Annotated in this window: 27 protein-coding genes and 1 tRNA gene; 18 read left to right on the top strand and 10 right to left on the bottom strand. The window is 66.3% G+C overall.

Annotated elements, in window-relative coordinates; all coding sequences use genetic code 11:
• Positions 1-2 precede the first annotated feature (2 nt).
• Positions 3-695: a LysR substrate-binding domain-containing protein gene (locus ACFSCW_RS15300; protein ID WP_380891285.1), complete on the top strand. Its 693-nt coding sequence runs from the start codon at positions 3-5 to the stop codon at positions 693-695.
• Positions 696-875: 180 nt separating this feature from the next.
• On the top strand, positions 876-1,001 hold the full coding sequence (locus ACFSCW_RS15295) for a hypothetical protein (protein ID WP_380890989.1): 126 nt from the start codon (positions 876-878) through the stop codon (positions 999-1,001).
• Between the two features lie 501 nt (positions 1,002-1,502).
• On the opposite strand, the gene ACFSCW_RS15290 is transcribed toward ACFSCW_RS15295, so the two are convergent.
• Positions 1,503-1,589: transfer RNA gene (locus ACFSCW_RS15290), tRNA-Leu, on the bottom strand.
• Positions 1,590-1,682: 93 nt separating this feature from the next.
• On the opposite strand from ACFSCW_RS15290, the gene ACFSCW_RS15285 reads away from it, so the two are divergent.
• From ACFSCW_RS15285 to ACFSCW_RS15245, 9 genes are all read left to right on the top strand, one after another.
• Positions 1,683-2,612 carry a complex I NDUFA9 subunit family protein gene (locus ACFSCW_RS15285; protein WP_380890987.1) on the top strand — a complete coding sequence of 310 codons (930 nt, stop codon included), beginning with the start codon at positions 1,683-1,685 and terminating at the stop codon, positions 2,610-2,612.
• A 141-nt stretch (positions 2,613-2,753) separates the two neighbouring features.
• A complete protein-coding gene (locus ACFSCW_RS15280; RefSeq protein ID WP_380890986.1) occupies positions 2,754-3,563 on the top strand; it encodes an undecaprenyl-diphosphate phosphatase in 810 nt (269 codons plus the stop codon).
• Positions 3,564-3,717: 154 nt separating this feature from the next.
• On the top strand, positions 3,718-5,166 hold the full coding sequence (locus ACFSCW_RS15275) for an NAD(P)-dependent oxidoreductase (protein WP_380890984.1): 1,449 nt from the start codon (positions 3,718-3,720) through the stop codon (positions 5,164-5,166).
• On the top strand, positions 5,163-5,459 hold the full coding sequence (locus tag ACFSCW_RS15270) for a hypothetical protein (protein ID WP_380890982.1): 297 nt from the start codon (positions 5,163-5,165) through the stop codon (positions 5,457-5,459). Before ACFSCW_RS15275 ends, ACFSCW_RS15270 begins: the two co-directional genes overlap by 4 nt.
• On the top strand, positions 5,456-5,938 hold the full coding sequence (locus ACFSCW_RS15265) for a hypothetical protein (protein ID WP_380890980.1): 483 nt from the start codon (positions 5,456-5,458) through the stop codon (positions 5,936-5,938). The genes ACFSCW_RS15270 and ACFSCW_RS15265 overlap by 4 nt, the downstream gene beginning before the upstream one ends.
• Positions 5,935-10,443, top strand: coding sequence for a glutamate synthase large subunit (gene gltB, locus ACFSCW_RS15260; RefSeq protein ID WP_380890977.1), 4,509 nt, complete (start codon positions 5,935-5,937; stop codon positions 10,441-10,443). The genes ACFSCW_RS15265 and gltB overlap by 4 nt, the downstream gene beginning before the upstream one ends.
• A gap of 13 nt (positions 10,444-10,456) precedes the next feature.
• Positions 10,457-10,858: a GFA family protein gene (locus ACFSCW_RS15255; protein ID WP_380890976.1), complete on the top strand. Its 402-nt coding sequence runs from the start codon at positions 10,457-10,459 to the stop codon at positions 10,856-10,858.
• Positions 10,859-10,902: 44 nt separating this feature from the next.
• Entirely contained in the window at positions 10,903-11,574 is a 672-nt protein-coding gene (locus ACFSCW_RS15250) for a glutathione S-transferase family protein (protein WP_380890974.1), read from the top strand.
• Positions 11,575-11,696: 122 nt separating this feature from the next.
• A complete protein-coding gene (locus tag ACFSCW_RS15245) occupies positions 11,697-13,178 on the top strand; it encodes a M20 family peptidase (RefSeq protein ID WP_380890972.1) in 1,482 nt (493 codons plus the stop codon).
• Positions 13,179-13,539: 361 nt separating this feature from the next.
• Here the strand turns inward: ACFSCW_RS15245 and ubiG are convergent, their stop codons facing one another.
• Positions 13,540-14,265: a bifunctional 2-polyprenyl-6-hydroxyphenol methylase/3-demethylubiquinol 3-O-methyltransferase UbiG gene (gene ubiG, locus ACFSCW_RS15240; RefSeq protein ID WP_380890969.1), complete on the bottom strand. Its 726-nt coding sequence runs from the start codon at positions 14,263-14,265 to the stop codon at positions 13,540-13,542.
• A 188-nt stretch (positions 14,266-14,453) separates the two neighbouring features.
• On the opposite strand from ubiG, the gene ACFSCW_RS15235 reads away from it, so the two are divergent.
• Genes ACFSCW_RS15235 through ACFSCW_RS15225 form a run of 3 tightly spaced genes read left to right on the top strand, consistent with a single transcriptional unit; the run spans position 14,454 to position 17,031 of the window.
• Positions 14,454-15,695 carry an aspartate kinase gene (locus ACFSCW_RS15235; RefSeq protein WP_380890968.1) on the top strand — a complete coding sequence of 414 codons (1,242 nt, stop codon included), beginning with the start codon at positions 14,454-14,456 and terminating at the stop codon, positions 15,693-15,695.
• Positions 15,695-16,711 (top strand): NAD(P)H-dependent flavin oxidoreductase, encoded by a 1,017-nt coding sequence (locus ACFSCW_RS15230; RefSeq protein ID WP_380890966.1) that lies wholly within the window; start codon positions 15,695-15,697, stop codon positions 16,709-16,711. The genes ACFSCW_RS15235 and ACFSCW_RS15230 overlap by 1 nt, the downstream gene beginning before the upstream one ends.
• Before the next feature lie 38 nt (positions 16,712-16,749).
• On the top strand, positions 16,750-17,031 hold the full coding sequence (locus tag ACFSCW_RS15225; protein WP_380890964.1) for a DUF427 domain-containing protein: 282 nt from the start codon (positions 16,750-16,752) through the stop codon (positions 17,029-17,031).
• Here the strand turns inward: ACFSCW_RS15225 and ACFSCW_RS15220 are convergent, their stop codons facing one another.
• The 7 genes from ACFSCW_RS15220 to ACFSCW_RS15190 all read right to left on the bottom strand — a co-directional run bounded on the left by ACFSCW_RS15220 (position 17,032) and on the right by ACFSCW_RS15190 (position 21,321).
• Positions 17,032-17,220, bottom strand: a complete 189-nt coding sequence (locus tag ACFSCW_RS15220; RefSeq protein ID WP_380890962.1) for a hypothetical protein — start codon at positions 17,218-17,220, stop codon at positions 17,032-17,034.
• A gap of 3 nt (positions 17,221-17,223) precedes the next feature.
• The gene (locus ACFSCW_RS15215; protein ID WP_380890960.1) at positions 17,224-17,787 is read right to left on the bottom strand and encodes a 2OG-Fe(II) oxygenase; all 564 of its coding nucleotides are present in this window, start codon (positions 17,785-17,787) and stop codon (positions 17,224-17,226) included.
• 55 nt (positions 17,788-17,842) lie between these two features.
• Positions 17,843-18,868: a tRNA preQ1(34) S-adenosylmethionine ribosyltransferase-isomerase QueA gene (gene queA / locus ACFSCW_RS15210; RefSeq protein WP_380890958.1), complete on the bottom strand. Its 1,026-nt coding sequence runs from the start codon at positions 18,866-18,868 to the stop codon at positions 17,843-17,845.
• 7 nt (positions 18,869-18,875) lie between these two features.
• A complete protein-coding gene (locus ACFSCW_RS15205) occupies positions 18,876-19,598 on the bottom strand; it encodes a peptidylprolyl isomerase (protein ID WP_380890957.1) in 723 nt (240 codons plus the stop codon).
• Between the two features lie 67 nt (positions 19,599-19,665).
• Positions 19,666-20,166, bottom strand: coding sequence for a pantetheine-phosphate adenylyltransferase (coaD, locus tag ACFSCW_RS15200; protein ID WP_380890956.1), 501 nt, complete (start codon positions 20,164-20,166; stop codon positions 19,666-19,668).
• Between the two features lies 1 nt (position 20,167).
• Positions 20,168-21,067: a polyprenyl synthetase family protein gene (locus ACFSCW_RS15195; protein ID WP_380890954.1), complete on the bottom strand. Its 900-nt coding sequence runs from the start codon at positions 21,065-21,067 to the stop codon at positions 20,168-20,170.
• A gap of 2 nt (positions 21,068-21,069) precedes the next feature.
• Positions 21,070-21,321: an exodeoxyribonuclease VII small subunit gene (locus tag ACFSCW_RS15190; protein ID WP_380890953.1), complete on the bottom strand. Its 252-nt coding sequence runs from the start codon at positions 21,319-21,321 to the stop codon at positions 21,070-21,072.
• A gap of 116 nt (positions 21,322-21,437) precedes the next feature.
• Between ACFSCW_RS15190 and ACFSCW_RS15185 the strand changes: the two genes are divergently transcribed.
• The 4 genes from ACFSCW_RS15185 to ACFSCW_RS15170 are packed head-to-tail and all read left to right on the top strand — an operon-like array spanning position 21,438 to position 25,361.
• Positions 21,438-22,094, top strand: a complete 657-nt coding sequence (locus ACFSCW_RS15185) for a DUF4331 family protein (protein WP_380890952.1) — start codon at positions 21,438-21,440, stop codon at positions 22,092-22,094.
• Positions 22,094-22,810, top strand: coding sequence for a DUF4331 family protein (locus ACFSCW_RS15180; RefSeq protein WP_380890950.1), 717 nt, complete (start codon positions 22,094-22,096; stop codon positions 22,808-22,810). The genes ACFSCW_RS15185 and ACFSCW_RS15180 overlap by 1 nt, the downstream gene beginning before the upstream one ends.
• A complete protein-coding gene (locus ACFSCW_RS15175; protein WP_380890949.1) occupies positions 22,786-24,135 on the top strand; it encodes a tetratricopeptide repeat protein in 1,350 nt (449 codons plus the stop codon). The genes ACFSCW_RS15180 and ACFSCW_RS15175 overlap by 25 nt, the downstream gene beginning before the upstream one ends.
• Positions 24,132-25,361: a HupE/UreJ family protein gene (locus ACFSCW_RS15170; protein WP_380890947.1), complete on the top strand. Its 1,230-nt coding sequence runs from the start codon at positions 24,132-24,134 to the stop codon at positions 25,359-25,361. The genes ACFSCW_RS15175 and ACFSCW_RS15170 overlap by 4 nt, the downstream gene beginning before the upstream one ends.
• Position 25,362: 1 nt before the next feature.
• On the opposite strand, the gene ACFSCW_RS15165 is transcribed toward ACFSCW_RS15170, so the two are convergent.
• Entirely contained in the window at positions 25,363-26,865 is a 1,503-nt protein-coding gene (locus ACFSCW_RS15165; RefSeq protein ID WP_380890945.1) for a replicative DNA helicase, read from the bottom strand.
• Positions 26,866-26,898: the final 33 nt, after the last annotated feature.

The following is a 26,898-nucleotide window of genomic DNA, read 5'->3' as shown; positions in this document are numbered from 1 at the left end:
AGATGATCGGCTCGCACCTTGATGGGATCGAGGATGGCCTCTCGGCGCTAAGCGCGCTCCGCGAGAAGCCTGCCGGAACGGTGCGCATCACGGCAACGGAGCATGCCGCCCGGAGCGTCCTCTGGCCCGCTTTCGAGAAGCTGCTGCCCCATTATCCAGAGATCAACCTGGAGATCATCATCAGCTATGGTCTCACGGACATCGTCGCCGAGCAGATAGACGCTGGCGTGCGGCCTGGCGGGATCATCGACAAGAATATGATCGCGGTTCCCATCGCTCAGGAAATGCGGATGGCTGTCGTGGGGTCACCGTCCTATTTCGCTGACCGGGATTTGCCGCTGGTGCCCCAGGATCTCACTGGCCACAGCTGCATCAACCTCCGCCTTCCCCGGCATGGCGGCGTCTATGTATGGGAGTTCGAGAAGGGCAGCCGAGAGCTGAATGTCCGCGTAAGCGGACAGCTGACGTTCAACCTCACTAGCATGATCCTGGAAGCGGCCATCGGGGGCTTCGGGTTGGCCATGCTCCCGGAGGATCAAGTCATCAATCATCTCTCGAAGGGACGCCTGGTTCGCGTTCTCAAGGATTGGTGCGAGCCTTACCCCGGCTACCATCTCTACTATCCGAGCCGGCGCCAACCGACGCCTGCCTTCTCCGTTCTGGTGAACGAGCTCAGATACCGAGGCGAAACCTAGCTCGTGCGACGGCCCCTAGCCACAACTGCCGGATGTACCCGGATCTCGTTGGGATCGTACTTCGCGGCATCCCCCGAGCTTCTGCTTGCGGCATTGGCCAAGTGGGGTCGGGGTGTCTGGTAAGGGCGCAGCGCAGCCTTTCCCATTGCAAACCCGGCCCGGCTGCGATTTCGCTATTCGATGAACACCGACTTCACCGCGATCGTCATTTCCGTGCTTAATCAAGCTCTCCACTGGATCCGATCCGACCTGGCATCGAAGGACGTGGCTCTGCGCCAGCGGGCTGAAGAGGCCTTGCGGCGATGATCGCTACCGCGGTCGCAGCAGCCGATCACCTCGAGTTCAGCCCGCCAAGGCCGCAATAAATCGGGCTTGACCCCGTTGGAGTAGCTTAATGGCCAGGTACAATGGTCACAGGTCGGAACGGCCCCAGCCAACTCCACGTCGGAGCAATCACTGCTAGGTACCAGGGCAGCTCGACACCCACTTATATTGAAGCGACGCGAGACGCCGGATGTGTCGAAGACAAACTCGAGCCGGCACTGCTAGGCGCTGCGCATGCAATAGCATTTCAAGGGAGAGCTGGACCGGATCGTCATGGACGCGCTGCTTGAGAGACTGCTGCAGCCAGAGCATCTTGAGCAGTTCTTAGCACATGTGCTGGAGGCGTCAGACACTGCAGATGAACGACGCACCCGCGAACTCCAGCAGGCCCGCTCGGAAAGGAGCGGGTCCGCAATGGCGCTCGAGCATGCGCTCATGCGCGGCGATCGGGCAGCGGCCGTACCGGTGCCCAGTTTTAACCAGTGGTGCCCAGGAGAGGACTCGAACCTCCACGCCCTTGCGAGCGCCAGCACCTGAAGCTGGTGCGTCTACCAATTCCGCCACCTGGGCACGGGGTAGGCGGCGCGCTTAGCGGCGCGTCCGCGGCCTTGTCAACCGAGCATCGGCGGGGCAAGGCGCCCGGGAACGGAGCTCAACGGGATCATGCAGGACGCGATCGTCACGGTATTCGGCGGCGGCGGTTTCATCGGCCGCTATGTGGTGCAGCAATTGTTCGATGCCGGCGCGCGCGTGCGCGTCGTGCAGCGCGATCCCAAGGCGGCGTTCTTCCTGCGCCTTGGACGGATCGGCCGCATCCAGTTCCTCGCAGCCGATGTCCGCAAGAAGGATTCGGTGGCGCGCGCGCTCGCCGGATCGGACGCAGTGGTGAACCTGGTCGGCAGCTTTGCGAAGATGGAGCAGGTCCAGGCACAGGGAGCGGCCTATGTCGCCGCGGCCGCGGCCGCGGCGGGCGTAAAAGCGCTCGTGCATGTCTCGGCGATCGGCGCCGACTCGAACGCGGAATCCCGCTATGCCCGCACCAAGGGCGAAGGCGAGGCAGCGGTGCGCGCGGCCTTCCCGTCCGCGACGATCCTGCGCCCTTCGATCGTGTTCGGGCGCGAGGACGCCTTCACCAACCGGTTCGCGCGGATGCTCGGCCTGCCGCTGGTGCCGGTCGTGCGCGGCGGCACCAAATTCCAGCCGGTGTTCGTCGCCGATCTGGCGCAGGCGATCGTGCAGGCGGTGACCGATCCGGGTCGCCATGCCGGCAAGACCTACGAGATTGCCGGCCCCGAACGGATCGGCATGACCGAGCTGTTGCAGCGCCTCGCCGGCTGGACAGGGCGTTCGCCGCATCTGGTGCCGATGCCCGACGGACTGGCCGCGCTGATGGCGCGAACGACCGGCTGGCTGCCCGGCGCGCCGATCAACTGGGATCAGTGGCTGATGCTCCAGCGCGACAATGTCGCGAGCGGGCCCGGTCTCGAAGAATTCGGTATTCGGCCCACGCCGCTCGCCGCCGTCGCGCCGGACTGGCTGATCCAATATCGCAAGCATGGCCGCTTCGGCAGCATGAGCACCGTCGAGGGCTGACCAAGTAGAAATAAGGAAATGCCGGTTCGGCCTGAGCTTGTCGAAGGCCTCCCTTCTTCTTCTTCTTTAGACCTCGGCAAAGGCAGGGTGGGCTTCGACAGGCTCAGCCCGAACGGAGCAGGGGATAGAATTGGAGTCTTCATGCCCCTGCTCATCACCGCCATCCTGCTCGGCATCGTCGAGGGGCTGACCGAGTTTCTGCCGGTTTCCTCAACCGGCCACCTGATCCTTGCCTCGGAACTGCTCGGCTACAAGGCCGAGACCTGGGCGACGTTCAACGTCATCATTCAGCTCGGCGCGATCCTGGCGGTGATCGTGCTTTACTGGCGGACGTTCTGGGCGGTCGCGGTCGGCCTGCTCAAGCGCGAACCGGCAAGTTGGCGGTTCCTGCGCAACCTGCTGCTGGCCTTCCTGCCGGCGGCGGTGATCGGCTTTGCGCTGCATAAGCAGATCGAAGCATTGCTCGGCAACGCGATCGTGGTGGCCGTGGCGCTGATCGTCGGCGGCATCGCCATTCTGGTGATCGAGGCATTGGTGAAGCGCGCCAGCATCGAGCCGGGTGTCGCCGCGATGCCCACCAGCCGCGCCCTCGGCATCGGCTTCATCCAATGCCTGGCAATGATCCCGGGCGTCAGCCGGTCGGGCGCGACGATCATGGGCGCACTGGCGCTGGGGGTCGAGCGGCGTACGGCCGCCGAGTTCAGCTTTTTCCTCGCGGTGCCGACCATGCTCGGCGCGACGGTGCTGGAAATGGTCAAGAACCGGCACGAGCTGACATCGGGGGCGGTCGAGTGGAATCTGGTCGCGGTGGGGTTTGTGGTCTCCTTTATAGTAGCGGTGGTGGTGATCCGTTGGTTTGTGGGCATAATTTCGAAGCGGGGGTTCGCGCCGTTCGCTTGGTACAGGATCGTGGCCGGAAGCCTGGCGCTGGTCTGGCTGCTAGCGAGATAAGGCCGGATCGGAACTAAACTCTCCCGCAGATGAACGGAAAGGCCAAGACTAGAACGCTTCAGCGTAAGTAAACGTCAGATAGGCTGACATAAGTCCGTTTTTCCGCGTGACTCTGCCTGCGCGCTGTGGATAAGCGCGCCAGGAAGGAGCGCGCGTGGCCGACAATCCGATGCTGAAGTTCGTGGGGGTGCCGCAGGCCTATCCGGCCAAGCGGACGGCCGAGCTGCGTGCGGACGACTTTCGCGAGATCGCCGATCGCTATGCGGTGCCGGATGCGGAGACGCAGTCGGCGCGCTGCTCGCAATGCGGCGTGCCCTATTGCTCGATCCACTGCCCGCTGCACAATCACATCCCGGACTGGCTGCGGCTGACCGCGGAAGGTCGACTGCGCGAGGCCTACGAGCTTTCCAACGCCACATCGACGATGCCGGAGATTTGCGGCCGCATCTGCCCCCAGGATCGCCTTTGCGAAGGCAATTGCGTGATCGAATTCTCCGGCCACGGCGCGGTGACGATCGGCTCGGTCGAGAAGTTCATCACCGACACTGCCTGGGAGGAAGGCTGGGTCGAGCCGCTGCGTCCCGGCCGTCCGACCGGCCAATCGGTCGGCGTGATCGGCGCGGGGCCGGCCGGCCTCACCGCTGCCGAATATCTCCGCGCCGCCGGACACGAGGTGCATGTCTATGACCGGCACGACCGCGCCGGCGGGCTGCTGACCTACGGCATTCCCGGCTTCAAGCTGGAAAAGGAAGTCGTCATGCGCCGCATCGCGCGGCTGGAGGAAGGCGGCATCGTCTTTCATCTGAGCGCGGACGTGGGCGGCGCCCTGCCCTTCGCGCAGCTTCGCGCCAAGCACGACGCGCTGCTGGTCGCGACCGGCGTGTACAAGGCCCGGGCGATCAAGGCGCCGGGCGTCGGCAGCGACGGCGTCGTCGATGCGCTCGGCTATCTGATCGCGTCCAACCGCAAGGGCTTCGGCGACCAGGTCCCGGCGTTCGACAGTGGCGCGCTGAACGCCGAGGGCAAGCATGTCGTCGTGATCGGTGGCGGCGACACGGCGATGGATTGCGTGCGCACCGCCGTCCGCCAGGGCGCGGCTTCGGTGAAGTGCCTCTACCGACGCGACCGCGCCAACATGCCGGGATCGCAGCGCGAAGTTGCCAATGCCGAGGAAGAAGGCGTGGAGTTCATCTGGCTCTCCGCGCCGGAAGCCTTCGAGGCGGGCGAGAATGGCTGGGTCTCGGCCGTCCGCGCGAGCCGGATGCGGCTGGGCGCGCCCGACCCGAGCGGCCGCCGCGCGCCCGAGCTGGAGCCCGATAGCGGCTTCCGGCTGGAGGCGGACCTCGTCATTAAGGCGCTCGGCTTCGATCCCGAGGAACTGCCGGCGCTGTTCGGCACGCCCGAGCTGGGCGTGACCCGCTGGGGAACGCTGCGCATCGACCATCACAGCATGATGACGTCGCTGGACGGCGTGTTCGCCGCCGGCGACATCGTCCGCGGCGCCAGCCTGGTCGTCTGGGGCATCCGCGACGGCCGCGACGTGGCGGAGAAGATGCACGCCTATTTGCGCGCCCGTGCGACGGAGGGCAGGAAGGCGGCATGAGACTGACGAGCCGGGAAATAAGCACGATCAAAGCCGTCGCGGCCGAGGTGTTTGGGCCTGAGGCGGTCGTGCGCCTTTTCGGTAGCCGCGTGGACGATGTTCGAAAGGGCGGCGATATCGACCTGCACGTCGAAACGGACCCAGCCTCGGCGGACTTCGATCACGAGATCAAGTTTCGCGCGCGGCTATGGGAGACGTTGGACGAACCCCAGGTCGATGTCGTGGTCGCGGCTCGCGGAGCGGAGCCACGGTGGATCGACCGCGCGGCTTTTCGCGAAGGCGTCATATTGTGAACCAGAACGAAGCCAGGGACGCCACGATCGAAGCTGCTCGCGCTGCCGAGCTTCTGGCCGCGCATGTCGAGCGCCTTTCGAATCGCTTGCGCGAAAGCTTTCCTCTCAATGCTTCGACGATCGCGGCCTGGGAGGATGACCCGCGGGAACGTCTGCATGCGCTGCTTCGAATGTATGAGCAGCTTTACGATCTTACTTCGCGCAAGCTGTTTAGGGGCTTTCTCACGCTGTCCAATGAGCCGCTGGAAGGTGTCTCCGCACGCAATCAGGTCCGGCGATTGGAAGCCCTGGGAGCCATAGCTGACGCGTCACGCTGGTTCGAGATCGGGACCACGCGCAACGCTCTTGTCCACGATTATCCGCTTGATCCCGCAGCCCAGGCTGAACGCGCTAACCGTGCGTGGAAAGAGCTGCCGGACCTGATCCGTACGACACGCGGTGTGATAAATGCCATGAGGGCCGAAGAGCTGATCCCATGACCGACCAACGCGAACGCCTCGCCCGCGAGGGCATGTACCGGCCCGAGTTCGAGTCCGATGCTTGCGGCGTCGGCTTGGTCGCCGCGACCGATGGCCGTGCGTCGCGGCGTGTCGTCGCCTCCGCGATCGATGCGCTGAAGGCTGTCTGGCACCGCGGCGCGGTCGACGCCGACGGCAAGACCGGCGACGGCGCCGGTCTGCATGTCGACTTGCCGGTGCGCTTCTTCGACGACGCGATTGCCGACAGCGGTCACCGGGTGCTGCCGAATCGGCTGGCCGTTGGCATGATCTTCCTGCCGCGCACCGATCTTGCCGCGCAGGAGACGTGCCGCACGATCGTCGAATCCGAAGTGATCGACGCCGGCTACACCATCTATGGCTGGCGGCAGGTGCCGGTCGATATCTCCGTGATCGGCCAGAAGGCGCAGGCGACCCGACCCGAGATCGAGCAGATCATGATCGCCGGCCCGCTGCCCAACCAGCAATCGGCCGAGGAGTTCGAAAAGAGCCTGTATCTGGTCCGCCGCCGGATCGAGAAGAAGGTGATCGCGGCGCAGATTCCGGCCTTTTACGTCTGCTCGCTGTCGTGCCGTTCGATCGTGTACAAGGGGCTGTTCCTCGCCGAGAGCCTGAGCCTTTTCTATCCCGACCTGCAGGACGAGCGGTTCGAAAGCCGGGTGGCGATCTTCCACCAGCGTTATTCCACGAACACCTTCCCGCAATGGTGGCTCGCCCAGCCGTTCCGCTGCCTCGCCCATAATGGCGAGATCAACACGATCCGCGGCAACAAGAACTGGATGAAGAGCCACGAGATCAAGATGGCCTCATTGGCGTTCGGCGAGGCGTCCGAGGACATCAAGCCGGTGATCCCGGCCGGCGCGTCGGACACGGCGGCGCTGGACGCGGTGTTCGAAGCGATCTGCCGCTCGGGCCGCGACGCGCCGACGGCGAAGATCATGCTGGTGCCGGAAGCCTGGCACCCGGCCGATCTGCCCGCGGACCAGAGAGCGATGTATTCCTACCTCGCCTCCGTGATGGAGCCGTGGGACGGCCCCGCCGCGCTGGCGATGACCGATGGCCGCTGGGCTGTCGCCGGCATGGATCGCAACGCGCTCCGGCCGCTACGCTACACCCAGACCGTCGACGGGCTGCTGATCGTCGGCTCCGAAGCGGGCATGGTGGTGGTTCCGGAATCGACGGTGATCCGCAAGGGCCGGCTCGGGCCGGGGCAGATCATCGCCGTCGATCTCGACCGGGGCGAAGTGCTGGAGGACCGCGCGGTCAAGGCGCGCATCGCCGCCGAGCACCCTTACGAGAAAATGGTCGCGGGCTTCCGCCGCTTCGAAGATCTGCCGGCGCCGAAGAAGACCGCCACGCCGCAGCTCGACCGCGCCGCGCTTACGAGACTCCAGGTCGCGGCCGGGCAGACGCTGGAAGACATGGAGCTGATCCTCGCGCCGATGGTCGAGGACGCGAAGGAAGCGGTCGGCTCGATGGGCGACGACACCCCACTCGCAGTCATTTCGGACAAGCCGCGGCTGATCAGCCAATTCTTCCGGCAGAATTTCAGCCAGGTCACCAACCCGCCGATCGATTCCTTGCGCGAAACGCAGGTGATGAGCCTGAACACCCGGTTCGGAAATCTCGCCAACATCCTCGACATCGAGGGCCAGGGCTCGAACGTGCTGGTGCTCGACTCGCCGGTGCTGTCGTCGGCGGACTGGACGAAGCTGAAGGCGCATTTCGGCGCGCAGGCGGCGGTGATCGACTGCACTTTCCCGGCCAAGGGCGGCCCGGAGCAGCTTCGCACCGCCATCGCCGCGATCCGCGCCGAGGCCGAGCGGGCCGTGCGCGAAGGCAAGACCGAGCTGTTCCTGACCGACGAAGGCGTCGGACCGGACCGCATCGCGATCCAGATGATCATCGCCGCCGCCGCGGTGCACACGCACCTCGTGCGCAAGGGTCTGCGCTCCTACGCCTCGGTCAATGTCCGCTCGGCGGAATGCCTCGACACGCATTATTTCGCGGTCCTGATCGGCGTCGGCGCGACGACGGTGAACGCCTGGCTCGCCGAAGCGTCGATCGCCGACCGCCATGCGCGCGGGCTGTTCGGCGCGCTGAGCTTCGACGAGTGCGTCGCCCGCTACAAGAAAGCGATCGGCGACGGGCTGCTGAAGATCATCTCCAAGATGGGGATCGCGGTCATCTCCAGCTATCGCGGCGGCTATAATTTCGAGGCGGTCGGCCTCAGCCGCGCGCTGGTGAATGATCTTTTCCCGGGCATGCCGGCGAAGATTTCGGGCGAAGGCTATGCCTCGCTGCATCTGAATGCGCAGATGCGGCACGAGGCGGCGTTCGATCCGGCGGTCGTCAGCCTGCCGATCGGCGGCTTCTATCGCCAGCGGCACGGCGGCGAGACGCACGCCTATTCCGCGCAGCTGATGCACTTGCTGCAAACCTCGGTTTCGACCGACAGCTATTCGACCTATCTGCAATTCTCGCGCGGCGTGCGCGACTTGCCGCCAGTCTATCTGCGCGATCTGCTCGAGTTCAATTACGCCAAGACCGCGGTGCCCATCGACCAGGTCGAGGCCATCACCGAAATCCGCAAGCGCTTCGTAACGCCGGGCATGTCCCTGGGCGCGCTCAGCCCCGAGGCGCACGAGACGCTGGCGATCGCGATGAACCGGATCGGCGCCAAGGCCGTCTCCGGCGAAGGCGGCGAGGACCCCGAACGCTATCGCCCGCGCGCCAATGGCGACAACGCCAACTCGGTGATCAAGCAGATCGCCTCGGGCCGGTTCGGCGTCACCGCCGAATATCTGGGCGCGTGCGAGGAGATCGAGATCAAGGTGGCCCAAGGCGCCAAGCCTGGCGAAGGCGGGCAGCTTCCGGGCTTCAAGGTCACCGACATGATCGCGCGGCTGCGCCACTCGACGCCGGGCGTCACGTTGATCAGCCCGCCGCCGCACCACGACATCTATTCGATCGAGGACCTGGCGCAGCTCATCTACGACCTGAAGATGATCAATCCCCGGGCGCGGGTGTGCGTGAAGCTGGTGAGCTCCGCCGGCATTGGCACGGTCGCGGCCGGCGTCGCCAAGGCGCATGCGGACGTGATCCTGGTCGCCGGGCATGTCGGCGGCACCGGCGCTTCGCCTCAGACATCGGTCAAATATGCCGGCACGCCCTGGGAAATGGGGCTGAGCGAAGTCAACCAAACGCTGACGCTCAACGGCTTGCGCGGCCGCATCAAGCTGCGCACCGACGGCGGCCTGAAAACCGGGCGCGACATCGTCATCGCCGCCATCCTCGGCGCCGAGGAGTACGGCATCGGCACGCTCAGCCTGGTCGCGATGGGCTGCATCATGGTGCGGCAATGCCATTCGAACACCTGCCCGGTCGGCGTGTGCACGCAAGATGAGAAGCTGCGGCAGAAATTCGTCGGCACGCCGGAAAAGGTCATCAACCTGATGACCTTCATCGCCGAGGAAGTGCGCGAGATCCTGTCGAAGCTGGGCTTCCGTTCGCTGGACGAAGTGATCGGCCGCACCGAGCTGCTGCGTCAGGTTAGCCGTGGCCATGAGCATCTCGACGACCTCGACCTGAACCCGATCCTCGCCAAGGTCGACGCCGAGGATTTCGAGCGGCGGTTCAGCCTCAACACGTTCCGTAACGAAGTGCCCGACAGCCTCGACGCGCAGATGATTGCGGACGCGAAGGCCGTGTTCGATCGCGGCGAGCGGATGCAGCTCACCTACAACGTCCGCAACACCCACCGCGCGGTCGGGACGCGGCTGTCCGCGGAGATCGTGCAGCGCTTCGGCATGTCGACCTTGGCGGACGGGCATGTGCAGGTGCGGCTGCGCGGCTCGGCGGGCCAATCGCTCGGCGCCTTCCTGTGCAAGGGCGTGCGGATAGAGGTGTTCGGCGATGCCAACGACTATGTCGGCAAGGGGCTTTCGGGCGGCACGATTGTGGTGCGGCCGATGGTCAGCTCGCCGCTGGTCAGCCAAGAAAACACGATCATCGGCAACACCGTCCTGTACGGCGCGACCGCGGGCAAGCTGCTCGCGGCGGGCCAGGCCGGCGAGCGCTTCGCCGTCCGCAACTCGGGCGCGACGGTGGTGGTCGAAGGCTGCGGCGCGAATGGCTGCGAATATATGACAGGCGGCACCGCCGTGATCCTCGGCCGTGTCGGCATGAACTTCGGCGCCGGCATGACCGGCGGCATGGCGTTCGTGCTCGACGAGGACGGCAGCTTCGAACGCAACGCCAATCCGGACAGCATCGTCTGGCAGCGCCTCGCCTCCGCGCATTGGGAGACGAAGCTCCGCGCCCTGATCGCCGAGCATGCCGAGGCGACCGACAGCAAATGGGCGCACGGCATCCTCGACGAATGGGACCGCTGGCGGGAGCGCTTCTGGCAGGTCTGCCCGAAGGAAATGCTCACCCGTCTGGACGTGCCCCTCTCCGAGGAGCAGACTGCCGTCGCTGCCGAATAGGGGAGAGACGCGGATGCTGACCGGCGGATGCCATTGCGGCGCGGTGCGCTACGAGATCGAGGGGGAGGCGGCGCATAGCGGCTTCTGCCATTGCAGCGATTGCCGCCGCTCCGCCGGCGCGCCGCTCGTCGCATGGATCGCATTTCCGGCATCCGGCCTGACGGTCACTAAAGGCGAGGCGAAAGTCTATGCCTCTTCCGAAAACGGCCGCCGCCACTTCTGCCCCGATTGCGGCACAGGTCTCTTCTATTTCAACGAGGTGGCACTGCCCGGCATCGTCGACATTCAAAGTGCGACGCTCGACGATCCCGAAGCCGCCATTCCCGACGCGCACATCAACGTCGCGGAGCGGATAAGCTGGATGGCGACCGCGCATGAGTTGCCGATGTTCGAAAGCTTTCCGCCACAGGGCTGAAAGCCGCTTCCCCCGGCCGTTCATCCTGCCTAACACGCGCAACCATGTGGCAGCTTTATCAATTCCCGCTGTGCCCTTTTTCGCGCAAGGTCCGGCTGCTGCTGGGGGAGAAAGGCGTCGGCGCCGAGCTCGTCCGCGAATCGCCCTGGGAGCGGCGCGACGAATTCCTCGACATGAACCCCGCGGGCCGCACGCCGGTGATGGCGGAGACCGACAAGAGCCTTGTTCTGATCGATAGCTGGGCGATCTGCGAATATTTCGAGGAGACGGTCAACAAGGCGCCGATGATCAACGGCACCGCGATCGACCGCGCCGAAATTCGCCGCCTCGTCGCCTGGTTCGACGAGCAATTCTTCGCCGATGTCGTGGCGCCCTTGATGCACGAGCGGATGAAGAAGCGGCTGATCGAGCGCGCCAGCCCGGACGCCCGAGTGCTGCGCGATGCGATGAAGTTCGCGCTCAACCATCTCGATTACACCGATTACCTGCTCGACCACCGCAATTGGCTCGGCGGAGCGACCATGAGTCTCGCCGACCTGACCGCCGCCGCGCACATCTCGGTCGCGGATTACCTCGGCGGCATCGACTGGCGCGGGCACGAGCAGACCAAGCGCTGGTATTCTGCGCTGAAGAGCCGCCCCAGCTTCCGGCCTTTGCTCAGCGAGCGCATGGAAGTGATCAGCCCGCCCACTCACTACGACAAGGTGGATTTCTAACTTTTTCGCGGAACCTCCACCCGGTTTGGCCTGAGCTTGTCGAAGGCCTCCCTTCTTCTTTACTGAGACCGGAAAGAAAGGGGAGGGCTTCGACAGGCTCAGCCCGAACCGGGGAGGGGTCTATGCGCCTGTTTCGAAAGCTTCTGATCGCCATCGCGGTCGTACTGATCATCCTCATCGCCATCCTCGCGATCAACACCGCGCGTCACAGCCCCGAACAACTGGGCAAGCCCCTGCCCCCGCCGCCGGTCGACCAGGCCGCGGTCGAGCATCTCGCCGCCGCGATCCGCATCCCGACGATCTCGACCGAGAGCGGCCCCGCGCCCGATGCGGTCCTCGACGCCTTCGCCCAGAACCTCGCCGCCAGCTATCCGCGTGTCCACGCCGCGCTGAAGCGCGAGGTCGTCGCTGGGCACAGCCTGCTCTTTACTTGGCCGGGCGCCGACCCGGCCGCCCCCGCCCTGCTGCTCGCCGCGCATCAGGACGTGGTGCCGATCGAAGGCTCCAGCGAGAGCAAATGGACGCACCCGCCCTTTGCCGGCGCGGTCGCGAACGGTTTCGTCTGGGGTCGCGGCACGATCGACGACAAGATGTCGGTGATCGCGATCCTCGAGGCGACGGAACGCCTGCTCGCCCGCGGCTTCCAGCCGAAACGGACCATCTATCTCGCCTTCGGCCATGACGAGGAGCGCGGCGGCTCCGGCGCGCAAGCGATGGCGGCATTGCTCAAATCACGCGGCGCGCGGATCGGCCTCGCGCTCGACGAAGGCTATGCGGTGCTGGACGGCGTGCTCGCCGGCGTGAGCCGGCCCGCGGCGGTGGTCGGGATGGCGGAAAAAGGCTATGTCTCGGTCGAGCTGACCGCGAGCGGCGCGGGCGGGCACTCGTCGATGCCCGTGCCCGACAACGCCGCTGTCCGCGTCGCCCGCGCCGTGGCGCGGCTCGCCGACAAGCCGTTCCCCGCGCGCGTGCAGGGGCTGACCGGCGACATGCTGACCGCGCTCGATCCCTATATGGACCAGCCGCTGCGCACCGTCGTCGCCAATCGCTGGCTGACCGATCCGCTGATCCGCAGCCAGCTTCTAAAGAACCCGCGCACCGCCGCGGCGCTGCGCACGACGACGGCCGTGACGATCCTGCAAGGCGGCACCAAGGACAATGTGCTGCCGCAAAGCGCGCGCGCCGTGGTCAACCACCGCATCCTGCCAGGCGACACGATCGACAGCGTCGTCGCCCGCGATCGCGCATCGGTCGACGATCCGAAAGTGACCGTCCGCGCCCTGCCCGGCGGCCACAACCCCAGCCGCCCCGCCTCGACCGGCAGCCCCGGCTACAAGCAGCTCGCCGCCGCCATCCGCGCCACCTATCCCTATGCGCCGATCGCGCCCGGCCTGGTGCTCGGCGCCACCGACGGCCGTTCCTACGAGCCAATCGCCGACGCGTCGCTGCGCTTCACGCCGATGACGATGCGCCCCGCCGACCTCGCCCGCTTCCACGGCAATGACGAGCGGATCGGCATCGAGGAGTATATGCGCGCGATCGGTTTTTATGAGCGGTTGATGGTCGGCGGGCGCCAGACTGGTTCGCCTCGAGCGACACCCTAAAGTGAAGGGAGAAGCGCTCCATTCGTTCACTTAGGCCGGACCGTTTCGAAACCGGATTCGCCCCTCCTTGAACGATTCAAAGAAGCCCTGCGCTGAGCCGAATCGGGCCTATCAGATGCGCCGGCGTGTAGGACAGCGAAATGTCTGCTTCCGACCTGTTGCGGACGTAAGCCCCTCTCCCGCTTACGGGAGAGGGAGGGGCCCAAGCCGTCAGGCTTGGGAGGGTGAGGGCCTGTATCGAGGACCGAACCAAGGGCCCTCACCCCGCTCGCGCCCGCAGGCGCGAGTCGCCCTCTCCCGCAAGCGGGAGAGGGGCTAAACGTCTGCAAACCACCCTTTGCGGACATAACGATGCGCTCGATCAGCGGGGGCGGGCGGTGACCAGGTAGTTGAGCGCCAGGTTCTCGCCGAGCGTGAAACCCCGCGCCGGGTTGTAGCTGAGGCCGGTGGTGTCGAGTACTTCGAGGCCCGCCGCCTCGACATGCGCGCGCAGTTCGTCGGGCGTCAGGAAGCGGTCCCAGTCGTGCGTGCCGCGGGGGATTGCGCCAAGGCCTTCGCCCAGCGTGATCATCGCGAGCTGCGAAACAGGGGTGCGGTTGGGCGTCGAGAGGATCAGCAGCCCGCCCGGCGCCAGCGCATTCGCAAGGCCGCGCACGAAGGCTGCGGGCTGCTCGACATGCTCGATCACTTCCAGCGAGGTGATCAGGTCGAACGGCTCTGGCCCAAGCGCGTCGATACTGCCGGCGCGATAGTCGATCGCGAGGCCCTGGCCCTCGGCGTGGAGCCGGGCCGCGGCGATATTCTCCGGCGCGGCGTCGATGCCGACCACCGCCGCGCCGAGCCGGGCGAGCGGTTCGCACAGCAGCCCGGCACCGCAGCCCACGTCGGCGGCGCGCTTGCCCGCCAGCGGCCGCCGGTCGTGCTCGTCCAGCTCCCAATGATGGTCGATCTGTTCGCGGATGTATTTGAGGCGCACCGGGTTCAGCCGGTGCAGCATCGCCGACGAGCCCTTGGGGTCCCACCAGTCCGCCGCAAGCTTCCCGAAATGCGCGGCTTCGTCCGGGCGTATTGTATTCTCTACCGCCATCACCACTCCGGTCTGGGCTGAGCTTGTCGAAGCCCTCCCTTCCCCTTCTACAACGCTCGGAAAAGAACAAGGGAGGCCTTCGACAAGCTCAGGCCGAACCGAGTGGAAGAGGCCAAGTCTCTCTTTCTTGCCAAGCTTCGCACCGCCTCCTAACAGACCCGCTCTTTCAGGAGGACGCGCGCACCCCGATGGCCCGGATCGTGATGAAATTCGGCGGCACCTCGATGGCCGGGGTGGAGCGCATCCGGAATGTCGCCGAACGCGTGAAGCGCGAAGTCGAGGCCGGCAACCAGGTCGCGGTCGTCGTGTCGGCGATGGCGGGCGAGACCGATCGGCTGGTCGCCTTTTGCCGCGAAGTCTCGCCGCTCTACGATCCGCGCGAATATGACGTCGTGGTCGCCTCGGGCGAACAGGTCACGAGCGGCTTGCTCGCGATCACGCTTCAGGCGATCGGCGTGCCGGCGCGGAGCTGGCTCGGCTGGCAGCTCCCGATCCGCACCTCGGACGGCCACGGCTCCGCACGCATCGCAGAGATCGACACCACCGCGTTGAATGCCGCCCTTGCGACCGGCGAAGTGGCTGTCATTCCGGGCTTCCAGGGCCTCGCCCCCGGCGAGCGGGTGACGACGCTTGGCCGCGGCGGCTCCGACACCTCGGCGGTCGCGGTGGCGGCTGCGATGAAGGCGGACCGGTGCGACATCTACACCGACGTCGACGGCGTCTATACGACCGACCCGCGCATCGTGCCGCGCGCGCGCAAGCTCCAGAAGATCACCTTCGAGGAAATGCTCGAGCTCGCCAGCGTCGGCGCCAAGGTGCTGCAGACCCGCTCGGTCGGGCTCGCGATGAAGGAAAATGTGAGGCTGCAGGTGCTGTCGTCGTTCGACGACAAGCCCGGCACCATGATCGTCGGCGACGACGAGATCGAGGAAGATATGGAACGGCAGTTCATCACCGGCATTGCCCACGACAAGAACGAGGCGAAGATCACCCTGACCGACGTGCCGGACCGGCCGGGCGCGGTGGCTTCGATCTTCGCGCCGCTGGCCGAGGCGAACATCAACGTCGACATGATCGTGCAGAATATCGCACACGATACCGGCTCGACTGACGTGACCTTTACCGTGCCTTCGGCCGAACTTGCCCGCTCGCTGGACGTGCTCGAAAAGGGCAAGGAGGCGATCGGCTTTGCGCGGATGGTGCACGACACCAACGTCGCGAAGATCACGATCGTCGGCGTCGGCATGCGCAGCCATGCCGGCGTGGCCGCGCTGATGTTCAAGACGCTGGGCGACCGCGGCATCAACATCCAGGCGATCACCACGTCGGAGATCAAGGTCTCGGTGCTGATCGAGGAGGATTATACCGAGCTGGCGGTGCGCGTGCTGCACACCGCCTATGGCCTCGACGCGGAAGCCCCGGCCGCCTGATGCCGGGGCAAAAGAAGCTTCATGCGCTGATGCAGCGGGGAACGGCGTTCCTCGGCTGCGAATTCGCGGTGCTGGGCGGCGCGATGTCGTGGGTCAGCGAGCGCAACCTGGTCGCGGCGATCTCCAACGCCGGCGGGTTCGGCGTGATCGCGTGCGGGGCGATGACGCCCGAGCTGCTGGACGCGGAGATCGCGGGCACCAAGGCGCTCACGACCAAGCCCTTCGGCGTCAACCTGATCACGATGCACCCGCAGCTGTTCGACCTGATCGAGGTCTGCGCGAAGCATGAGGTCGGCCATGTCGTGCTGGCGGGCGGCCTGCCGCCGGCGGGAAGCCTGGATGCGATCAAGTCGCGCGGCGCCAGGCTGATCTGCTTTGCCCCGGCGCTCTCGCTCGCCAAGAAGCTGATCCGCTCCGGCGTCGATGCGCTCGTGATCGAAGGCATGGAAGCGGGCGGCCATATCGGCCCGGTCTCGACCTCGGTGCTGGCGCAGGAAATCCTGCCCGACGTGGCGGACCAGGTGCCGGTGTTCGTCGCCGGCGGGATCGGCCGCGGCGAGCTGATCGCGGGCTATCTGGAGATGGGCGCGTCCGGCGTGCAGCTCGGCACGCGCTTCGTCTGCGCGACGGAGAGCATCGCGCATCCGAACTTCAAGAAAGCGTTCATTCGCGCCTCGGCCCGCGACGCCGTGGCGAGCGTGCAGGTTGATCCCCGCCTGCCGGTGATCCCCGTACGCGCGCTCAAGAATTCCGGCACCGAGCATTTCACCGCCAAGCAGCGCGAAGTCGCCCAGGCGCTCGACGAAGGTCGGGTCGAGATGGCCGAGGCGCAGCTTCAGATCGAGCATTATTGGGCCGGTGCGCTGCGCCGTGCAGTCATCGACGGCGATGTCGAGCACGGCTCGCTGATGGCCGGCCAATCGGTTGGCATGGTCAAGGCCGAGGAGCCCGTCGCGGCGATCATCGCCGAACTGATGGACGAGGCCGCCCATGCGCTCAGCCGAAGGGCAGCCTGATCCCCTTCCAAAACGTTCGAACGAACGGAGGTGACGCGATGACCAAGGCAGTCTGGAACGGCGCGACGATCGCCGAGAGCGACGACACCGTCGTGGTCGAGGGCAATCACTATTTCCCCCGCGAGGCGGTGAACGCCGGCTATCTGCGTGACAGCCCGACGCACACGACGTGCCCCTGGAAGGGCCTTGCCAGCTATTACACGCTCGCTGTGGATGGCGCCGAGAACAAGGACGCCGCCTGGTATTATCCCGATCCGAAACCGGCGGCGGCCGAGATCAAGGATCGCATCGCCTTCTGGAAAGGCGTGGCCGTCGGCTAGCTATTTGGCGCGGGCCAGGATGCGCTGCCCGACCAGACCGACCACTGCCCCGGCGAGGCCGCTGCCGACCAGCGTCACGATGCCGCCCGTGTCGGTCCAGGGCTTCTCCCAGACCTGAAACGCGGCCAGCCCGAAGCCGAACGCGAAGCCGACGACAGCGGCGACAAGTTTGCGTTGTCCGCCGAGCATGGCTCAGGACGCCTCCCGAACCTTGAACATCAGCGTGATGCGCAGTTCTTCGCAGCTTCGCGACACGCCGCGCGCGACATGGGGCAAGTCTCCCGGAAAGATCACGAGGCGATTGGGCCGGGCATAGGCCGTCGCCACGACATCCTTCTGCTCGCGATCGAAAAACACCGTCTCGCCGCCCCAATTCGGCTCCCAGCGCGGATGGGCGAAATAGAGCGCGGTCAGGTGGCCCGGAACATCCGCATCGAGGTGAACGCCGCCGTCGGCACCATAGGGATAGCCGTTGGCGTAGCTGCGGATCAGTTCGTGGCCGGGCAGGATGCCGTCGCGGATCGCGGCCCACATCGCCGCAATTGGTGGAAAGGCGGCGAGCTGCTGTTCCGCACCCTGGCTCGCATCTTCGTCTGCTCGCCGGACCATGCCCGCAAAATGCTTGTACCAATAGCGTATGCCGGGCGCGTTCGAGTCGGAGTAAGCGCCATAGGCCCAGCCCGGCCCTCGCAGATAGGCCGAGATCTGCTCGTGCGATTCCGGCGCGAGAAAGTTTTCGATGACGCGAACTGACATTGCCCGACCTGCCAATGGCTCGGCATGAGACGCCGGCTCGATGCCCAAACCGCAGTCACGGCAATAACAGTGAGGCGTCCCCGTAGCTATAGAAGCGGTAGCCGCTGGCGATGGCGTGCTCATAGGCCGCCAGCATTCGCTCGCGGCCCATCAGCGCCGAGACCAGCATGAACAGGGTCGACTTGGGCAAATGGAAGTTGGTCATCAGGCCGTCGATCGCGCGGAAGCGGTAGCCGGGGGTGATGAAGATCGCGGTGTCGCCCTCGAACGCAGCGATGCGGCCGTCCTCAGTCGCGGCGCTTTCGAGGAGGCGCAGGCTGGTGGTGCCGACGGCGATCACTCGCCCCCCACTCGCGCGCACTGCGTTCAGGCGTTCGGCGGTCGCGGCTTCAATGCGGCCCCATTCGGCGTGCATCCGGTGGTCGGCGGTGTCCTCCGCCTTGACCGGCAGGAACGTGCCCGCGCCGACGTGCAAGGTGAGCGTTTCGTGGCCGATGCCCGCCTCGGCCAGCGCCGCCATCAGGTCCGGCGTGAAGTGCAGCGCTGCTGTCGGTGCGGCGACGGCGCCTTGCTCGCGCGCGAACATGGTCTGGTAGTCGTCCCGGTCGCGTTCGTCGGCGGCACGCTTGCTGGCGATATAGGGCGGCAGCGGCATCCGCCCGGCGCGCTCCAGCAGCGTTTCCACCGGTTCGTCGCCGAGGAAGCGGAGCAGAAAGCTGCCGTCCGGGTTGCGCGCTTCGGCGACCGCTCGGACCTCTGCGGGGAACTCGATTTCCTCGCCGACACGCAGCCGCTTGGCGTTGCGGATGAAGGCGTGCCAGCGCCGCAAATCCTCGCGCTTGTGCAGCGTCGCGCCGATCCGCGCCTCGCCGCGTTGCCCCTCGAGCTGGGCCGGGATCACGCGCGTGTCGTTGAACACAAGGCAATCGCCGGCGCGGAGCAATTCGGGCAGATCGCGCACGGTGCGATCTTCCTTGCGATTCCCATCAAGCAACAGCAGCTTCGCGCTATCGCGCGGCTCGGCGGGCCTCAGCGCGATCCGGTCCGGCGGCAGGTCGAAGTCGAAAAGATCGACGCGCACGGCCGGCTTATTGGCCGGGCTGAGGCGTCGCAGTCGGCTCAGGCGCGGGAGTCGGGGCTGGCGCGGGCGCCGGAGCAGCGGGGGTAGGAGCAGGCGCCGGCGTCGCCACAGGTGCGGGCAGCGGCTTCAGCGGCGCATTCTCCCCGTCGCTCTGGATCCAGGCCTTGACGATGCGCGACGGGTTGGCCGGCGGCTCGCCCTTCTCGATCGCATCGACATACTGCATCCCCGAAATCACGCGGCCGAACGCGGTGTAATGATTGTCGAGCCGGAGCGTCGGCATCAGCATGATGAAGAACTGGCTATTGGCGGAATCGGGCGCGTCGGCGCGCGCCATCGAGGTCACGCCCCGCACATGCGGCAGATCGTTGAACTCCGCCTTCAGGTCTGGAAGCGTTGATCCGCCTTCACCGGTGCCCTTGGGATCGCCGCCCTGGGCCATGAAGCCGTCGACCACCCGGTGGAACGTCAAGCCGTTGTAGAAACCGGCGCGGGTCAGCGCCTTGATCCGCTCGACATGGTTCGGCGCCTTGTCGGGGCGAAGCTGGATCACCACGCGGCCGCCCGTCGATAGCTCCAACACCCAGGTATTCTCCGGCGTCACTGGCGGCACGGGCGACGGCGAAGCCAGGGGCGTGGGCGTCGGGTTGGGCTTCGGCGCCTTTTTCGCGATCGCCGTCGTGGCGAACAGCGCGCCAAGCAAGGCGAGGATAGCGGCAATCAGGCGCATTCAGTCACTCCGTTCACGGGAAAGCCCGGCCGCTAGTTCCAAACGGCTTAGCCGCGGCTGAATAGGGCTAACTTCCCTTTGGGCCAAGCCTTTCGACGCGAGCGGCAACATCGTCCCGGACGGCGGGGGTGACGAACTTCGAAATATCGCCGCCGAACATCGCGATTTCCTTCACCAGCCGCGACGCGATCGGCTGCAGCGAGACGTCCGCCATCAGGAAGACGGTCTCGATCCGGTCGTTCAGCTGCTGGTTCATGCCGGCCATCTGATATTCATATTCGAAGTCGGCGACCGCCCGCAGCCCGCGCACGATCAGCGAGGCGCCTTGGCGCTCGGCAAAGGTCATCAGCAGCGAATCGAACGGCACCACGTCGATATGGCTGCCTTCGCCATCCACTTCACGGCGGACCATCGCGATCCGCTCCTCGACCGCGAACATCGGCGACTTTGACGGGTTGGTCGTCACGCCGATCACCAGCCGGTCGACGAGTTTCGCCCCGCGGCGAATGATATCCATATGGCCGAGCGTGATCGGATCGAACGTGCCCGGATAAACCCCCACTCTCATATCATCTGTCCCGATCGATGATGTAGCGTGCGATGGCGCGCAGCAGGTCCGCTTCGGACCCGTGCTGGCTCAGATGCTCGATCGCCTGGTCGACAAGAAGCTGCGCCTGCGCGCGCGCGCGGTCGACGCCCAGATGCGACACGAAGGTCGCCTTGCCCGCGGCGGCGTCCTTGCCGACCGCCTTGCCCGCCGCCTCCGCCGAGCCTTCGACGTCGATCAGATCGTCGGCGATCTGGAAGGCGAGGCCGATATTGCGGGCATAACCCCTAAGATGGGTGCGACCCTCGGGCGGGATGCGTCCCATGATCGCGCCGGCTTCAAGGCAGAATCCGAACAATGCGCCCGTCTTGAGCTGCTGCAGCCGGGTGATGGTGGCGAGATCGAATACGGTCTCCTCGGCCGCCAGATCCATCATCTGCCCGCCGGCCATGCCGGAAGGTCCGGCGGCCCGGGCAAGCTCAAGGCAAAGCTCCGCGCGGACGAACGGATCGGCATGCGTTGCCGGGTCGGCAAGCACCTCGAACGCGAGCGCGTGGAGCGCGTCGCCGGCCAGGATCGCCGTCGCCTCGTCGAATGCTTTGTGGACGGTCGGCTTGCCGCGCCGGAGATCGTCGTCGTCCATCGCCGGCAGATCGTCGTGGACGAGCGAATAGACGTGCATGCACTCGATCGCGACCGCGACTCGAAGGGCTGCTGCGCGATCCACGGCATAGAGGGCGCATGCCGCACAGACGAGCAACGGACGCAGCCGCTTGCCGCCGCCGATCGCGGCATGCCGCATCGCCTCGTACAGGCGGCGGCGTGGATCGTCTGGAACGGCCAGCACGAGATCGAGCGCGGAATCGATGTCCCCCGCCACCCGCTCCATTGCCTGCCTGAGTTCGTTTCCCCCCCGGGCCATGCCTACCCCGCTTCGAATGGCTGGACGCCGGTCGGGCGCCCGTCCTGTCCCAGCGTGATCTTCTCGATCCGCGCCTGCGCCGATGCAAGCCGCGCCTCGCACTGCGCGCGCAGCTTGTCGCCTTCTGCGTAGAGCGAGATCGACTCATCCAGAGTCGCGTCGCCGCTTTCCAGCCGGGAGACGATCGCCTCCAGCCGTTTCAGCGCCTCTTCGAACGAAAGGGCCGCGACATCGCCGTTCGCTTGGGTTTCCATGCATCCGCTATGGGCGAGGGCCCGTATCTTGGTCAACCAATCGGCAGCTTTTGTCGCTTTGATGCTAGACTCTTGGGCCGGAACAGAGCCTAATCGGCTCGAACAGGGAGGTGACGATGCGCGTTTCACGCACGTGGACGGCGCTCGCGGCAACGGCGTTCGTCTTGCCGCTCGCGCTGGTGTCGGCTGACTATGCGACGAAAGCCGCGGATCACCTCGATCCGCCGACCCGCACCGACAAGGATTTCGATCCTACCCCGGACGTGCCGGCCGACATCGCCGACGTGTTCGCATGGTACACGCCGACCTCGATCGTCGTCGTGCTGACCTTTGCGGGGCCGCAGCCCGGCAACATGCCGCCGACCTATGATCGCGACGTGCTCTACACGATCAACATCTCGAACGCCGGCGCGCGCACCGATCCCGAGTTCCAGATCAAGTTCCGCTTCGGCTTCGACGGGCAATCGCCGGGGGTGAAGTTTGAAGGCATTCCGGGCACCACAGGCCCGCTGGTCGGTCCCGTGCAAACCGTCCTGCAGCAAGGCGGAGTCAAGGCGATCGCAGGCGTGTTCGACGATCCGTTCTTCTTCGATCTGGTCGGCTTCCGCGCGACACGCTCGACAGGCACGCTCTCGATCCAGAACACCCGCGACTTCTTCGACAAGCAGAACGACACCTCCGTGGTGATCGAAATGCCCCGCTCCGCAGTGCTGAACGGCACCAATCCGCTGGACGTCTGGGCCACGACTGCCCGCTTTGGGGGGAACCTCTGATGACCCGCGCTCTTCCCCTGCTCGCCCTCGCACTCACGCTGCCGGCGCTGAGCGCCTGCGGCAGCGACGGCGCCTCCGCCGCCCCCCGGCCCGGTCCGATTGGCGCGACGCCGACACCAACGCCTTCGCCCACGCCTTCGCCTACCGCGAGCGGCACCAGCTTCGACGTCACGCCTTGCCTGAACCAGCAAGTCGCGCCCGGCGTCAGCGTCGCCAATCTGGTAATCCCGGACACGGTGAAGCTGGACGTGACCAAGCCCAACGGCTTTCCGAATGGCCGTGGCCTGAACGACCCGGTGGTCGACATCACGCTGGCGGTCCTCTTCCTCGACCTGAAGAAGCATCCGGCGAACCTGCTCGCCAGCCTTCCGCTCGATCCGCCGGGCAACGAAGTGCAGACGCTGCCCGACTTCCCGTATCTCGCGCCGGCCAATGGCAGCCCGCCAATGCCGCCGGCGGGCGGCACCAACTTCAACTTCCGCACCGATCCGGATTCGTCCTATGTCCGGGTGGACCGGATGGGCATGCCGGCGGTCGCGACCGCGCTGATCTCGAGCTCGATGAAGAACCCGTACAACGATGCGAACCCGGTCGATGACGTGAACGGCAAGTTCGTCGTCGATATCGGAACGACGCTGACCGGGCTCACCAACGCGCTGGCGGACGACTTCCAGCGGCTAAGCCTCAACATGTGCGCGACGCCCAAGACGTCATGATCGCCATGCCGCGCCCGCTGCCGATGCGGGCGCTGGTCTGGCTGGTTGCGGCAGCTGCGGCAGTGTTCGCACTGGCTCGGCTGCTAGCGCCGGGTTCTGCTCCAGATCTACCGATCCGGCAAAGCGCCGCCGGCGCGCCGAGCTATGGCCCGGCGCTGGCTCAGATCGATCGGAAGCTCGAAGGGCTGCGCGGCCTCGTCGCCGACCATCCCGACGACTGGCTGATGCAGGAACGCGTCGCGCACCAACTCATGAGCCGCGCGCGGCTGACCGGCGACTTCACCGATTACGCCGAAGCGCAGGCCGCGCTCGATCGCGGCTTCTCCAGCGCCACGCCCGGCGCTGGCCCGCATTTGACCCAGGCTGCGCTGGCACTGAGCCTTCACCGGCTGGGCACGGCCGAAAAGATGCTCGATGCGGTCGATCATTACGCCGTCCCTCCCGAAGCCGAGGTCCGGGCCGGTGCGACGGCGATGCGCGGCGACATCTATTTCTATCGCGGCCGCTATCCCCAGGCGCTGGCCGAGTATCGCGGTCTCGCGAAGATTGGCGAGCGGCCCGATCAGCGAATGGCGATCTTCTGGTCGAAAATGGGTCGACCGGACAACGCGCTGGCTGCAGTCGGCCGCGTCGAACGCTCCGGCCTGATCCCGGGCGAGGCGCTGGCGCAGCTCGCCCTGCTGCGCGGCACGATCGAGCTGCAGCGCGGGCATTGGGATGCGGCCGACGCGGCGTTTGCCGAAGCGAACAAGCGCTTCCCCGGCTGGTGGCTTGTTGAAGCACACCAAGCGCAGATGCTGGCGCTGCGGGGGCAATATGCGGCGGCGATCCGTGCCTTCGAAGGGCTCGCCGCACGAAACGACGACCCGGCGCTGCGCGACGCGATCGCTGGCCTTTATCGCGCGCAAGGCGATTATGCCCGCACCGAGCTTTGGGCCGACCGAGCGGGCCAGGGCTGGGCCGAGCGGCTGAAGCTGCTGCCGGAAGCTGCGCTCGGCCATGCGGTGGAGCATGAACTGGCCTTCGGATCGCCGCAGCGGGCGCTGGACCTCGCCCACCAGGATTTCAGGCTCCGCCCGCACGGCGCGACCGCGATTGCGCTGGGCTGGGCGCTGATCGCGAACAACCGTCCCGCCGACGCGCTGCGCGTGATCGATGCGGTCAACCGGTCGAGCTGGCAATCGGCCGAGCAGCACCTCGTCGCCGCCCGCGCGCACGGCTTGCTCGGGCATAGCGAAGCGGCCGACGAGGAGCAGGACAAGGCGCTGGCGATCAACCCGCACGCGCTCGACCCGACGGCGACCCTCCTTTGGTACGGGCATTGAGGGCGCTGTTCGCCTGGCTGGCTTTGCTGCTGGCGGCGGTGCCCGCCGCCGCGCACCTGACGCCCAATTCCGAACTCCGCCTCGATTTCGGCGCGCACCGCGTCGAGGCGGAGGCGATCATTCCCGTCGCCGAACTCGGCTTTGCGCTCCGCCGGCCGATCCAGACCGCGCTTGGTCCCGTGCAGGATGCCGACGTCCGCCGATACGTCGCATCCCGCCTGTCGGTGCCCGGTTGGCGTGTCGAGCCCGGCGCGATCGACATCGTGCACGAGGCAGGGCCGCCCGACCTGCGCGCACGCTTCGCGCTGCTGCCGCCGGCCGGCGCGACGCCCCGCCGCTTCGACCTTCATTACACCGGCGTGATCGACCGCGTGCCCAATCACATCGTGCTGGTCGTCGCCCGTAACGACTTCGCCGGCGGCCACCTCTCAGAGCGCGCCGAGATGCTTGGCGGCCTGCAGCCGGGCGCAATGACGCTGCATATCGATCGGGGGCACGGCAGCGACTGGCGCGGCTTCGTCTCGGCGATCGGCCTCGGCATGCACCACATCGCCGAGGGACACGACCATCTGCTGTTTCTGATCGCGCTGCTGCTGCCGGCGCCTGTGCTGGCCGCCGGGCGACGCTGGAACGGCTATGGCGGCTGGCGGCACACGCTGCACGGGCTCGTCGCGGTGGTCAGCGCCTTCACTGTCGGCCATTCGCTGACGCTGATCGGCGGCGCCTTTTTCGGCTGGAAGCTGCCGCCCCAGCCGGTCGAAGTGGGCATCGCGATCTCGATTCTGGTCTCCGCCGTCCATGCCTGGCGGCCGCTGTTTCCGGGGCGAGAGATGTTCGTCGCCGCCGGCTTCGGCCTGGTCCACGGCCTCGCCTTTGCGACGCTGATCGGCCGCTTTGGCCTCGAACCGCTGCAAAAGGCCAAGTCGATCCTCGGCTTCAACCTCGGCATCGAGCTCGTGCAGCTCATGGTCGTTGCCGCGGTGATGCCGGCGCTGATCCTGCTCGCCCGCACGCGCTACTATCCCGCTGTTCGGACGACAGGCGCCGCCTTCGCCGGCATCGCCGCCGTCGCCTGGATCGTCGAGCGCACATTGGGCGTCGACAACCCCGTCGGCCGCGCGATCGACGAAGGCCTTAGCCACGCACCTTGGCTACTTGCAGCGCTCACCGCTGGGGCGGTGCTGGCGTTCCTGTCCGAACACCGCCCCACACTCCGTTCGGCCTGAGCTAGTCCATCCGTGTGGGCAGATAGGCGTCGTCGATATAATCGCTGAACTTCGTGATGTTGCTCTCGAACTTCAGCCGCACCTTGCCGGTCGCGCCGTGGCGCTGCTTGGCGATGATCAGTTCGGCCTTTTGGAAGGCTTCCTGCATTTCGAGCTGCCACTGACGATAGGCTTCGTCCGCCTTCGGATCGGCGCTGTCGCCCTTCGGCTCACGGGCCGCGACATAATATTCCTCGCGATAGACGAAGAGCACGATGTCCGCGTCCTGCTCGATCGAGCCGGATTCGCGAAGGTCGGAGAGCTGCGGCTTCTTGTCCTCGCGCTGCTCGACGGCGCGGCTGAGCTGCGACAGCGCCATCACCGGCACGTTCAGCTCCTTGGCGAGCGTCTTCAGGCCGCGGCTGATTTCGGAGATTTCCTGCACGCGATTGTCGCCGCTATTCTTTCCGCCGCCGGTCAAGAGCTGCAGATAGTCGACGATGATCAGGCCAATGCCATGCCGCCGCTTCATCCGGCGCGCGCGCGTGCGGAGCGCCGCGATGGTGAGGCCCGGCGTGTCGTCGATGTAGAGCGGCAGGTTCTCCAGCTCCGCGGCAGCCCGCGCGAACTGGTTGAATTCGTCGCGGCTGAGCGAGCCGGAGCGGATCTTCGAACCGACCACGCCCGACTGCTCGGCGAGAATGCGCGTCGCGAGCTGATCGGCCGACATTTCCAGGCTAAAAAAGGCGGTCGGCGCGCCGAGCGACTTGGCGGGGTCGATCCCGTCCTCGATATCGCGCTGGTAACGCTGGGCCGCATTGAACGCGATGTTGGTCGCGAGCGAGGTCTTGCCCATGCCCGGGCGGCCGGCGAGGATCAGCAAGTCGGAGCGCTGCAGACCGCCGGTGCGATGATTCACGTCCTCGAGACCAGTGGTGACGCCAGAAATGTGGCCGCCCGAATTCTGCGCCTTCTCCGCCTGCTGGACGGCCATCAGCGTCGCTTGCTTGAAGCTCTTCGTGCCGCCGGTCTCGCCGCCCTGTTCGGCGACGCGATAAAGCGCGACTTCGGCTTCCTCGACCAGCCCTTTGGGGTTGATCTCGTCCGACGTGTCCATCGCCTTTTCGACCATGTCGCGGCCGACGCCGACCAGCTCACGCAGCAGAGCCAGGTCATAGACCTGTTCGGCGAAGTCGCGGGCGCCGATCAGCGCGGCGCCGCTGCCCGTGAGCTGGGCGAGATACGCCGGCCCGCCCAGCTCCTTCATCGCCTCGTCCGCGTCGAACAGCGGCTTCAGCGTCACCGGGTTCGCGACCATGTTGCGGTCGACGAGCTTCAACACCGCTTCGTAGATGCGGCCATGCACGGGCTCGAAGAAATGCTCGGGCTTCAGCTTGAGCTGCACGTCCTCGACCAGCCGGTTGTCGATCATCAGCGCGCCAAGCAGCGCCGCTTCCGCCTCGATGTTGCGGGGCAGGGTCTGGGGCGCGCTCTGGGCGTCGTGAATCAGCTTCAATTCGGGCATTTGCGCATTGTCCGCTTTTCGGGACTCGCACTC

Origin of the sequence: Sphingomonas tabacisoli (genome assembly GCF_042678385.1) — a bacterium.
Lineage (GTDB): Bacteria > Pseudomonadota > Alphaproteobacteria > Sphingomonadales > Sphingomonadaceae > Sphingomonas_B > Sphingomonas_B tabacisoli.
Note: the sequence above shows the minus strand (reverse complement) of the source record. Positions and strands in the feature narration are given on the sequence as shown.